Genomic DNA, 11,129 nt, shown 5'->3' with positions numbered 1-11,129 from the left:
GAATTTTATAAACTATACTAACATTTATTTCGTTTACTTAATTTACCGATAATAATATCAAAGTATGATCTAATTACATATGATTCACATACAAACATAAATATCCACAATAATGCAAAACCAATTTCTGGCGTAACAATATTTTTTAACCAAGGAATAACATTCATTATATCACGATATATCTCTAATCCTTCTTTATAAACATCAATTCCTAAAAGTCCGCCCATCAAAAAGAAAATAATAAAATTTTTTAGTGCGGATACAACTATTAGACCATATTTAGAAAAACGTTTACTTTTATTATTATGCAAACAATACCCATAAAAAACCCCAAGAATTAAAGTGATACTAGCATACAAAGCAAAAAACATTTCTCCTACTAAAAAAAGCACAACAAATGTTACTACCAGTACACTTAAAGCGGCTTTATAATCATATAAATATGCATAATACGCAAGAGCCAAGACCATTATATATGAAAAAATAATATCAAAAATACTTCCAGTATATATATTTATCAGTCCTAAAACACCAAATAATGATGCCAACATAGCCCCCTGTGACATTATTTTGACTTTATTTCCACTCATATTTCCTCCATAAAATAATAAACATTTATCAAATAATAACATATTAATATTGTATGTTCAATTATTAGATATACTCTAAATTTTATTAAAAAAGGACTATTTCTACTATTTAGGATACTCATTGTATGGATTATAAAAATTTAGCCATTATAATATTAAATGGCGCAACTCCCTCTCCACGTTGCGCCTTTTTTATTTTCTATAAACATATAAAAAGCTAGTAACCTAGCTTTCTTCAATTACACCCATTAATTCCAAAATACGATTTAAATCTTTAGTATCAGTATATTTTATTGTTAAAGTATTTTCATCAACTTTAATTTTTGTTCTAAACTTCTTTCTTAATAACCCTTCAACATAAACCAATTCTTTAGATTTTATCACTTTAGGACGTTCTTTACGACTATTTCCTAACTCAATTCCTTTAACCACATTTTCTACGTCTCGAACAGATAGTCCTTCATCGATACAACGTTTAGCAAGAGCCTCAGCTTTTTCTTTTGGTAATGTTATTAAACAACGAGCATGCCCCATTGACATTTTTCCCTCTAATACATAATTTTGAATCATCTCAGGTAACTGTAACAATCTAAGCGTATTAGCAATATAGCTTCGTGATTTACCAATTCTTTTTGCTAGCTGTTCTTGAGTAAGTCCTAATTTATCCATCATCGATAAATAAGCTTTCGCTTCTTCAATTGAATTTAAATCTTCTCTTTGAATATTTTCTAACAATGCTATTTCCATCATTTGATCATCAGTAAAATCAACGATGATTGCTGGAACAGTACTTAAACCAGCCTTTTTAGCAGCACGACATCTTCTTTCACCGGCTACAATCTCATAGCCTTGGATAGATGATTTTAAAATAACTGGTTGAAAAATCCCATGTTCTTTAATTGATATAGCTAATTCTTCTAATTTTTCTTCATCAAACAACTTACGTGGCTGATAAGGATTTGGACGAATTTCATCTAAAGAAATATTAATGTGCTTTGTTTCTGGTGTATTTTTTTCAATGTCATCAATTAACGCAGAAATATCACCACCAAAAATAGCATCTAGTCCTTTACCTAATTTTTTATTTTTAACTGTACTGCTCTTTTTTGTAGCCGTACTTTTTTTTGTATTACTTGGCATTACGTTTACACACTTCCTTTGCAAAATCTCGATATGCTCTGGCACCTTCTGAATTATTATCATAATCAAAAATAGCCAATCCTTCTGATGGTGCTTCAGATAATTTAATATTTCTTGGAATTGCAGTTTTATAAACCTTTTCCTTAAAATATTTACGAACTTCTTGGGAAACTTCAACTCCAAGATTAGTTCGTTGATCTAACATTGTCAATAAAATACCTTCTATTGTCAAACGTGGATTAAAAACACTTTGTGTTAATAAAATTGTATTTAATAACTGTGTTAATCCCTCTAATGCATAATACTCACATTGCACTGGAATTAAAACTGAATCACAAGCAGTAAGAGCATTAGTATTTAATAACCCTAATGCTGGAGGGCAATCAATAATTATATAATTATAATCATCTTTTATTTGATCTATTGCTTTTTTTAAACGCTGTTCACGCCCTCTTTTTATATTTGCTAACTCTAAATCAGCACCTGCTAAATCAATACTCCCAGGAGCAACATCTAACTTAGCAATATATGAAGGAACAATTACATCTTTCATCTCACATTCTTCAACAATAATATTATATGTTGACAATTCAATATTATCACGATCAATTCCAATACCTTGTGTAGCATTAGCTTGGGGATCCATATCAACTAGAAGTACCCTATTTTTAGCTTTTGCAAGTGCCGCTGCTAAATTAATACTAGTAGTTGTTTTTCCAACTCCGCCTTTTTGATTTGTGATTGCAATTATTTTTGTCATTATTTAACCTCCCTTGAGTACTTCTTACCTATAGTTTCACCTAATTTTACCACAGTTTCTTTATCTTCATTTGTATTTTTAATAATATCATCATCAATAATCACTTGATTATCTTTAAATAAAATAATTACTGTAGATCCACCAAATTCAAAATATCCCTTTTCTTCACCTTTATGACAATATTTTTTGTCATAATTCACAATTTTACCAACCATCATGGCTCCAACTTCCATTTGAATCAGCTTTCCAAAATTCTTTGATTCAATAATAGTATAATTACGACTATTACGCTTATAAATTGGATAATAATCATTGGCTATAGGATTAACCGTATGAAATTCACCCGGTATATATTTACTTTCAACAATTTTTCCATCATCAATATAACTATAGCGATGATAATCATCTACACTCAATCTAAAAATCAAACAATAGCCATTTAAATATTCCTTAGCCAATATATCATTATTCAATAAATCTGATAAAGAATATAATGTATTCTTTATCAGAAAACAACTATCATCATCTATTCGATAACATGATAATTTAGAATCCGCAGGACTAATTAACACATTATCATTCACTAAAAAAGGACGTTTTCCTTCGATTATCTTACGCGTAAAAAAATCATTATAACTTGTAAATTTCTTATCAATATACTGCGACATATCAATTTTATTTTCTTCAATAAACGATTTTATCATATGTTTAGACAAACTAGAATTCATATACCAGCCGCCAATGTTACTAACAAACCGACAAACAAGAATTTTTAAAACACATCTGCCAATAACTGTACCATAAAGTTTTTCCAACAAATTATTTTGTTTTTCACCATTAGTTATAACATTTCCCAAGCGATCAACAACTATCATTTCATCACCACAATCTGAATCAACTCTATAATAACAAGTATTCCTAAAGCCACTAATCCTTTTGATTGAACCTTAGGTACTTTAAAATCAACAATAAATAAAATTCCTGTAATTAACATCAATGCCCCATATAAATATGATAATTCAAAAATAACATATCTAAATGCATAAGCTAATGGCAAAATAAAAGAAGAAGTTGTTACAGGTAATCCTTGATAATACTTTCTTTTTTCATCTGTTTCTTGTTGCCTAGTTTCTTCTTTAACATTAAAATAAGCTAATCTTATAACAGCTGCTAAAACATAAAAAATCTCTATTGCTAGCCATCCAATTGAACTTAAACCTACATTATATCCTAGAATAGCTGGAAAAACTCCAAAAGCAACTAAATCACATAATGAATCAATTTGAATTCCAAAGCGCTTTTCTTCATCAGTGCGATTTTTCTTGCTACGAGCTACCATTCCATCAAATGTATCACAAATACCACACATTATTAAACATATAAATGCCCACTGGTACATTCCATTAAATGACAAATGAATTCCTGCCATTGCAAACACTAACGACAAATATGTAAGAATAACCGTATAACTATAATAACCGATCATTTTTCTACTCCCTATAATTTTTTTGACAAAAATAGTATAGCATATATTTAGCTAATAATGTACATTAATATAAATTTTGTCTTTTAAATAAACCTTTTATAATAACTAAAAATACTTTTAAAACAACGTATATCATAAAAAGACTTATAAAAGAAAAAGGCGTAAATTCGCCTACTAAAGCTATAATAGCTAAAGAGATTAAAAACATCTAATCAAATCATCAAACGAAAAATTTCGTTTGATTCTTTAACTATAGCTATGATTAACATCTATATTATATACTCTTAAAAATCTAGGTTCAAGAATACTTTTTCTATAATTAAAAACCAGAAGAAGATATATTTATCTTACTTCTGGTAATATTTTGTTATTTTAATTACAGCAGTCTTTAATCAATTATTTATAAAATCTACTATCTGCATATAAAACAATCTTATCATTTTCTAAAGATTTTGGTACATCAATAATCCTTTGATTAGATGAACCTCTAAACCTAAGCTTACGATCCTTTAATCCATCTACAAATGGACCATCAACTAATACATCTACATAAGATAATATATCAACATCAAAATTCTTAATATCTTCATACAGAAAAGCTGAATAAAGCCAGATTGTTTTATCTTTACAGCATTCTTTAACTCGTTTTAATAATCTAAAAACATCATTTCTATTTTCTAACTCTAACGGTTCTCCACCAAGAACTGTTAACCCAGAAATATGTGGACGTTTAATTAAATCAATCAAAGTATTTTCAATATCAACATCAAATTCTTCACCACCACAAAAATCCCATGTTTCTTGATTAAAACAATTAAAACAATGACGGTGACATCCTTGAACATATAAAGAAACCCTTATACCTTCACCATTTGCTATATCTGTTTTTCTAATTTGTGCATATCTCATTACTACTCACCTAACAAGTGATTATCTAAATGAACAAAACGTTCAGCTATTTCTTGAGTTCTTCCTTGATTCCAGAAATTATCACCTAAATACCCGCAAGTACGACGACATACATTTAAAGTTTTATGATTTCTGTTACCACAATTTGGACAATACCATTCACGATTTTCATCTAATAAAATTTCACCATCATAACCACATTCTTGGCAATAATCAGATTTTGTATTAATTTCTGCATATTGAATAGTTTCATACATATAATCAATCAATTCACTAAGAGCATCTAAATTTTCAGACATATTTGTAACTTCAACATAACTAATTGCTCCACCTGATGAAAGTTTTTGGAATTTTGCTTCTATTCCAAGTTTATCAAAGGCATCAATATGTTCTCTAACATTAACATGATAAGAATTAGTTAAATAATCTTTATCTGTAATTCCCTCTACAATTCCAAAACGTTTTTTCAATGCTTTTGCAAAAGTATATGTAGTTGATTCAGCTGGCGTTCCATATAAACCAAATCCAAGTCCTGTTTCTTTTTTCCAACTATCACAAGCTTCTCTTAAACGTTCCATGATCTTTGTTGCTAGTTCATTACCTTCTTTAGAAGTATGCGTACTACCAATTAAAGCAACAACACATTCATATAATCCAATATAACCTAAAGAAATTGTTGAATATCCATTTTCTAATAACTTATCAATTGTTTCACCTGATTTTAAACGAGCTAATGCCCCATAACGCCAGTGAATTGGACTAACATCACCGACTGTTCCTTTTAAACTTTCATGTCTTAATAATAATGCTTCTTTACATAATTCAAGTCTTTCATCTAAAATTTTCCAAAAAACTTCAAGATTATGGTTCGCAGATAATCCCGCATCAGCTAAATTTAATGTTACGACCCCTTGATTAAAACGACCATACCATTTATATTCGCCATTTTCATCTTTCCAAGGTGATAAGAAGCTACGACATCCCATACATGGGAATACTTCACCTTCATAATTTTCTCTCATAATTTTAGCAGAAATAAAATCAGGCATCATTCGTTTAGAAACACATTTTACAGCTAAATCTGTTAAATAACGATATTCACTATCTTGAGGTACATTATTATCATCCAATACATAAAGTAATTTAGGAAATGCTGGTGTTACATATGCACCAACTGGATTCTTCATTCCAACATATCTTTGTCTTAATGTTTCTTCAATTAACATTGCTGTTTCTTTAATATATTCAGGCTCTTCTCTTAAATACATAAATACTGATAAAAATGGTGCTTGTCCATTTGTAGTAGAGAATGTATTAATTTGATACTGAATTGTTTGAATTCCCGCTTTAATTTCATCTTTTAATCTTGCATTAGCAATTTTATCAATTTGTTCTTGAGTATAATCTATTCCTACTAATTGACCTTCTCGACGAACATTACGTTGATGCTTTTCATAGCTTAATCTTACATATGGAGATAAATGAGCTAATGAAATCGTTTGTCCACCATATTGACCATTTGCAACTTGTTGTACAATTTGTGTTGCAACTGTACAAGCTGTTTGCAATGATTTAGGTGTTTCAATTAATTTATCATTAATTACTGTTCCTTTAGCAAACATATCCTTTAAATTAACTAAATCGCAATTATGCATCTTTTGAATATAATAATCCATATCATGAAAATGAATAATTCCATCATCATGAGCTTGAACAATCTTTGGAGGCAACAACAATCTACGACAATAATCTCTAGAAAATTCACCTGCAATCAAATCTCTTTGAGTTGCTAAAACAGTAGCATCTTTATTAGAGTTTTCTTCCATTGCTTCCTTATTAGTTTGATTAACAATTCCATAAATTTCATTATCGATTGTATTAGTTTCACGTTGAAATTCTCTTACCTTACGATAACCCTCATATGCCTTAGCTGTTAAAATTTGTCCTTTTTCAATTAACTTTTCAAAAACTTGTCCTTCAATACGATAAATTGAAATATTATTTCCATCAAACTCATGCCATTTTTCAATTTCAACAGCAATATCATGAGCACATTTGGTATCAACAATTCCGCTACCACATTTCATCGCTTTTAAGATTGCATTTTCAATTTTTGATGCATCAAAATCAACTTTTTGTCCATCTCTTTTAATTACCTTCATACACACTTTCCCTCCTACAAAATTATTGTTTATATAATATCAAATTTAAAATCAAATGCTTAATTACTACACCAAACATTTCTAAATTATAACCGATATTACGCTAAATTTCTTTATTTTTAGAAAATTAGTAAATAAAAAATTTAAGATGGTTATTTTACAAAAAACCTTTATTTTAAGATGTTGCTTTTTCCTAAATATCTCAAAAAAAAGCAATTCTTTAACGCTAAACTCATTTAACGCTTAGAATTTTAACAAGTATATTATGATAAATCAAATTTAATACACCATAATTAATAAAAAATTTTTTATTCCATTTTTTATAAAAAATATAATATAAATTTTGTAAGTAGTTATATCACTTCATAAAGATTTAATCCTGTCCTACAAAATCATTGAAAATAAGAAATTATTGTAACCTGTTAATCTTATCCATTTACACAATATTACATCATCTTACCCCTGATCCAAAAATGATCAATTAATTGAGCTATCAAGAAAAAATTATTTTAAGTAAAAATATAGAATTTATCAAAACAAAGAGATACAATAAATTATAATTGATACAAAAGAGTTGTATTCGGGGGGATTTAATTTGGATAAAGCATGGAAATATAAAATAGAAAGTGGTAAAACACCTGTAATTTTGACATTTTTAATGTCTGGCTTATTTTGCCTACTTACACTATGGCTGTACAAAACAAACAACAAAGCAGTCATATTTGCAGAAATTTTTACTACATTGATGGTACTTGTTTTTATACTTGCAATATACCGTCTTTTATTTTATAAAGTGCTGATTTTTGATGAGGGCTTTTATTATCAAACAAGCATCAATAACGGAAAGTATTATACTTATGACGATATTGAAAAAGCATGGATCAACTCCGGTAGATCTCAAAATGGTGGACAAGGTGAATATTGTAATATTGCACTTTATAACAAAAAAATGATTCGTTTCCAGTTCTTCTATAATGATAAAAAAGGCGTTGCTTATTTAATTAAACGAGCAAACACTAAGACACAAAGTATCAAGACAAACACCCTAAAAGAAAAAGAAGATTATTTGATTGACGGTAAAGTTTTTGGCAAAACAAGAATTACGTTTGGTATGATAATACTTGCTGTAGTTGCTTTCATTGATGCTTTTTTAATCAAAGAAATTAGTTTTAATTTTATTATTATTCCAAGTATTATAATAGTTATTATCATTGCTTTATTTCTGTTTAATTATTACTTATTTTTTCAAATTAAAATCAAAAATAATAGTTTTTACTGTCGAACAACTCCATTTAACGGACGGTACTACAAATATAGTGAAATTGCAGACCGTCGAAAGGTTAAAAGAGTTGTAAAACACCGAAGTTACGGTAACGGTTCATTACACAGAAATTATTACTTCTATTTTGAATTTATCGATAATAAAGGGGAAAAACATGAATTTCAATACGAGCAACAAATTCATGAATATGAAGTGAATATATTAAAAGACAGAATAGAAGCAGCAAAAAGTTAAAAAATGGCATAATTATAAAAAAAGGAACAATTTTTACAATAATCTTTAGAATAATGGGAATTATTGTATTAATTCTTGGTATTCAAATGATCGGTGAAGGTATTTACAACTACATAAATGAACATAATCAAAAAGACTGGATTTCCGCAACTGCTTATTAGCGATATTTTAAGTGAGTATTCGGGTACTCATCATAATCGTCATGTCAATTATGATATTACCTATCAATACGAAGTTGACAGAAATAAACTCTAAAATAGAAGTAAAGCAATGAAACTGTACGATAAAATCAAAATAAAGTACAATCCTAGTGAACCAGAAAGTTCAACCGATATTTTAACACCAAGTATTAAAAATTTAGTACCTTTTCTTGCCTCTGGAACAATATTTATCACAATCGGATTTTTCCTATCTGGCGCTCGGGCACTCACTTGTAAGATACGGCACAAAGGTGAAATGAAAGAAAAGGAAATTCTTCCACCTGAAGAACATATCAACTCCAATAAAACGAACAAGAATAATCGAAATCTGGCTTTAAGAATTTTGGTTGTTTTGATATTGTTAGGTGGTACTTTTTGTTAATAAAACTGTTTCCAGGTATTCGTCTCATAAAAACAGATCAATTCATAGAAATCGTTGATGCTGCTGGTTATACAGCTAATGATACATCGACTAAACTAAGCCAGAATTGAAAAGTAGGTTCTATGCTTAAAGAAGCATACTCATTTAACGATGATAATATCAAAATAGATTTTGTTGTTATAGATACAATAGAAAGTGATAGTGTATTATTTAATAGTATGACACTTCCTATATCAAACGAAGAGATTAAAGACTCTCACGGAATAGTTCATGAGTTTTATTCAGTAGAAAACAAAACACTTTATATAGCAAAAATTCATATCAGCAACACAATTCTTTATGTTTCAGCGCAAGCTGAGTATAAACCAGAAGCTGAAAAATATTAAAAGAACTTGAATATTAGAAAAATAATATATTAAAGTTGAGTGTTTGATAAATAAAAATTTATTTTTTAATTTAAAAAGATAACCCATAACTCGGTTATCTTTTCTTTATATATTTTAATAATATTGTCTATCATATGTACGATATCGACGATTTAAAATAGCATATACAATAATTAATACTATACCTATAACAGCACAAATAATCCCCGCTATATTCAAACTATTGACTGCTATATCTATCGTTGTACCTAAAATTCTTTGACCAATAGCGACCTCTACTACATTAACTATCATTGGTACTATCACTCCCACAATAACTCCTGATACAATTAATGAAATTCCTGAAAACAATGACCACTTAAAAAATGACTTGTTAATAATTCCAAGTAACACAATAATCACAACTAAACTTATAATACATAATATCTTTGTTACGTTATTATTCAACGCATCATATGTTTTAATAACTTGTTTAGCCGAAGAATCCATATTTTCTATTTTATCAACTGTTTGATCGATTTGATTTTTTAAGTTACTATCTTCATCAGTTAATTTATTTTGAATTTCTTTTATTTGTTCTTCAGGAATATCTTTTCCTAGTGCTTCTTCTATTACAGGGACATTTTGATCTATAGCAACTGATATTTCATTTAATATTGTTTCACTATCGACTTTATTACCACTACTAATTGAATCACTAATATGATTCAATAAATCATTTGCTACTTCATTTATAGCTTCATTATCCTTTATTACATTTTCCAGTACATCAATATTTTCACTACTTACATCAGGAAAAGTGTTCGCTAAAACTTCTTTCATATTATTACTTACTTCTTCTTCAAAAAATGCATTACTAATTGTTTTAGTTGATATTGTTCGAATTGATAAACTAATTACTAGCAATACCACAACACAAGCCATTATTATAGTTAAAAATACATTTATAACCTTTTTCATCATTTGTCCTCCTTTTTTATAATTATAACTTTTTTTCATTAAAAATACTAAATTCTTTTAATTTTTTTTATTTAGTGTATAATAATCTAAAAAATATAAAAAAGGAGATACTATGCAAACAATAGCAAAATTTCTAAAAATATCAAAAGAACAATTTATTAACGACTTTAAAAATACTCTTGATAATTATGATGAATCTCAAATTGAAAACATATATGAAACAATCAAGCTTCCTAAAAGAGCAACTATTGGTTCTGCTGGATATGATTTTTATACTCCAATTAATTTTACATTAAAACCTCAAGAAACCATCAATATTCCTACTGGAATTAGAGTTAAAATTAATGAAGGATGGTTTTTAGCTATTTTTCCAAGAAGTGGATTAGGATTTAAATATCGTCTTCAATTAAATAATACTGTAGGGATAATTGATAGTGACTATTTTAATAGTGATAATGAAGGCCATATTTTTATTAAAATTACAAATGATAGTAATGAAAATAAAACTGTAGAATTAAATGCTGGACAAGGTTTTGCTCAAGGTATATTCATGCCTTTTGGTCTTGTTGAAGATGATGATACAACTGATCAACGTAATGGTGGTTTTGGTTCTACAAACAAATAAAAAGATTGTTTGT

General features: G+C 28.2%; 12 protein-coding genes. 4 read left to right on the top strand and 8 right to left on the bottom strand.

Features of this window, described 5'->3' with window-relative positions; all coding sequences use genetic code 11:
* Positions 1-17 precede the first annotated feature (17 nt).
* The 7 genes from NQ543_RS00780 to nrdD form a co-directional block, all read right to left on the bottom strand.
* Positions 18-590 (bottom strand): DUF2232 domain-containing protein, encoded by a 573-nt coding sequence (locus NQ543_RS00780; RefSeq protein ID WP_039904761.1) that lies wholly within the window; start codon positions 588-590, stop codon positions 18-20.
* Between the two features lie 225 nt (positions 591-815).
* Positions 816-1,730, bottom strand: a complete 915-nt coding sequence (locus tag NQ543_RS00775) for a ParB/RepB/Spo0J family partition protein (RefSeq protein ID WP_004610712.1) — start codon at positions 1,728-1,730, stop codon at positions 816-818.
* The gene (locus NQ543_RS00770) at positions 1,720-2,490 is read right to left on the bottom strand and encodes a ParA family protein (protein WP_004610713.1); all 771 of its coding nucleotides are present in this window, start codon (positions 2,488-2,490) and stop codon (positions 1,720-1,722) included. The genes NQ543_RS00775 and NQ543_RS00770 overlap by 11 nt, the downstream gene beginning before the upstream one ends.
* Positions 2,490-3,365 carry a phosphatidylserine decarboxylase gene (locus NQ543_RS00765; protein WP_004610714.1) on the bottom strand — a complete coding sequence of 292 codons (876 nt, stop codon included), beginning with the start codon at positions 3,363-3,365 and terminating at the stop codon, positions 2,490-2,492. The genes NQ543_RS00770 and NQ543_RS00765 overlap by 1 nt, the downstream gene beginning before the upstream one ends.
* Positions 3,362-3,976: a CDP-alcohol phosphatidyltransferase family protein gene (locus tag NQ543_RS00760; protein WP_039904763.1), complete on the bottom strand. Its 615-nt coding sequence runs from the start codon at positions 3,974-3,976 to the stop codon at positions 3,362-3,364. Before NQ543_RS00760 ends, NQ543_RS00765 begins: the two co-directional genes overlap by 4 nt.
* A gap of 396 nt (positions 3,977-4,372) precedes the next feature.
* Positions 4,373-4,885, bottom strand: a complete 513-nt coding sequence (gene nrdG / locus NQ543_RS00755; RefSeq protein WP_004610717.1) for an anaerobic ribonucleoside-triphosphate reductase activating protein — start codon at positions 4,883-4,885, stop codon at positions 4,373-4,375.
* A gap of 2 nt (positions 4,886-4,887) precedes the next feature.
* Entirely contained in the window at positions 4,888-7,047 is a 2,160-nt protein-coding gene (nrdD, locus tag NQ543_RS00750; RefSeq protein WP_004610718.1) for an anaerobic ribonucleoside-triphosphate reductase, read from the bottom strand.
* Between the two features lie 595 nt (positions 7,048-7,642).
* Between nrdD and NQ543_RS00745 the strand changes: the two genes are divergently transcribed.
* The 3 genes from NQ543_RS00745 to NQ543_RS00735 all read left to right on the top strand — a co-directional run bounded on the left by NQ543_RS00745 (position 7,643) and on the right by NQ543_RS00735 (position 9,531).
* Positions 7,643-8,563: a hypothetical protein gene (locus NQ543_RS00745; protein ID WP_004610719.1), complete on the top strand. Its 921-nt coding sequence runs from the start codon at positions 7,643-7,645 to the stop codon at positions 8,561-8,563.
* A gap of 270 nt (positions 8,564-8,833) precedes the next feature.
* The gene (locus tag NQ543_RS00740; RefSeq protein ID WP_004610720.1) at positions 8,834-9,145 is read left to right on the top strand and encodes a hypothetical protein; all 312 of its coding nucleotides are present in this window, start codon (positions 8,834-8,836) and stop codon (positions 9,143-9,145) included.
* 122 nt (positions 9,146-9,267) lie between these two features.
* Complete coding sequence (locus tag NQ543_RS00735) at positions 9,268-9,531, top strand: hypothetical protein (protein WP_004610721.1); 264 nt, start codon at positions 9,268-9,270, stop codon at positions 9,529-9,531.
* 114 nt (positions 9,532-9,645) lie between these two features.
* Here NQ543_RS00735 and NQ543_RS00730 read toward each other — a convergent pair whose 3' ends face one another.
* Complete coding sequence (locus tag NQ543_RS00730) at positions 9,646-10,491, bottom strand: hypothetical protein (protein WP_039904766.1); 846 nt, start codon at positions 10,489-10,491, stop codon at positions 9,646-9,648.
* 112 nt (positions 10,492-10,603) lie between these two features.
* Between NQ543_RS00730 and NQ543_RS00725 the strand changes: the two genes are divergently transcribed.
* Positions 10,604-11,116, top strand: a complete 513-nt coding sequence (locus NQ543_RS00725) for a dUTP diphosphatase (RefSeq protein ID WP_004610723.1) — start codon at positions 10,604-10,606, stop codon at positions 11,114-11,116.
* The last annotated feature ends 13 nt before the right edge of the window (positions 11,117-11,129 follow it).

The sequence above is a fragment of the Thomasclavelia spiroformis DSM 1552 genome, assembly GCF_025149465.1.
Taxonomy (GTDB): Bacteria; Bacillota_I; Bacilli_A; order Erysipelotrichales; family Coprobacillaceae; genus Thomasclavelia; species Thomasclavelia spiroformis.
Note: the sequence above shows the minus strand (reverse complement) of the source record. Positions and strands in the feature narration are given on the sequence as shown.

What these genes read in the sequence shown, in the direction of transcription:
- NQ543_RS00735 (WP_004610721.1), top strand. Translation starts at nt 9,268, where the DNA reads ATGCTTAAAGAAGCATACTCATTTAACGATGATAATATCAAAATAGAT.
- NQ543_RS00765 (WP_004610714.1), bottom strand. Translation starts at nt 3,365, where the DNA reads ATGATAGTTGTTGATCGCTTGGGAAATGTTATAACTAATGGTGAAAAA.
- NQ543_RS00780 (WP_039904761.1), bottom strand. Translation starts at nt 590, where the DNA reads ATGAGTGGAAATAAAGTCAAAATAATGTCACAGGGGGCTATGTTGGCA.
- NQ543_RS00725 (WP_004610723.1), top strand. Translation starts at nt 10,604, where the DNA reads ATGCAAACAATAGCAAAATTTCTAAAAATATCAAAAGAACAATTTATT.
- NQ543_RS00760 (WP_039904763.1), bottom strand. Translation starts at nt 3,976, where the DNA reads ATGATCGGTTATTATAGTTATACGGTTATTCTTACATATTTGTCGTTA.
- NQ543_RS00775 (WP_004610712.1), bottom strand. Translation starts at nt 1,730, where the DNA reads ATGCCAAGTAATACAAAAAAAAGTACGGCTACAAAAAAGAGCAGTACA.
- nrdG (WP_004610717.1), bottom strand. Translation starts at nt 4,885, where the DNA reads ATGAGATATGCACAAATTAGAAAAACAGATATAGCAAATGGTGAAGGT.
- NQ543_RS00740 (WP_004610720.1), top strand. Translation starts at nt 8,834, where the DNA reads ATGAAACTGTACGATAAAATCAAAATAAAGTACAATCCTAGTGAACCA.
- NQ543_RS00730 (WP_039904766.1), bottom strand. Translation starts at nt 10,491, where the DNA reads ATGAAAAAGGTTATAAATGTATTTTTAACTATAATAATGGCTTGTGTT.
- NQ543_RS00770 (WP_004610713.1), bottom strand. Translation starts at nt 2,490, where the DNA reads ATGACAAAAATAATTGCAATCACAAATCAAAAAGGCGGAGTTGGAAAA.
- nrdD (WP_004610718.1), bottom strand. Translation starts at nt 7,047, where the DNA reads ATGAAGGTAATTAAAAGAGATGGACAAAAAGTTGATTTTGATGCATCA.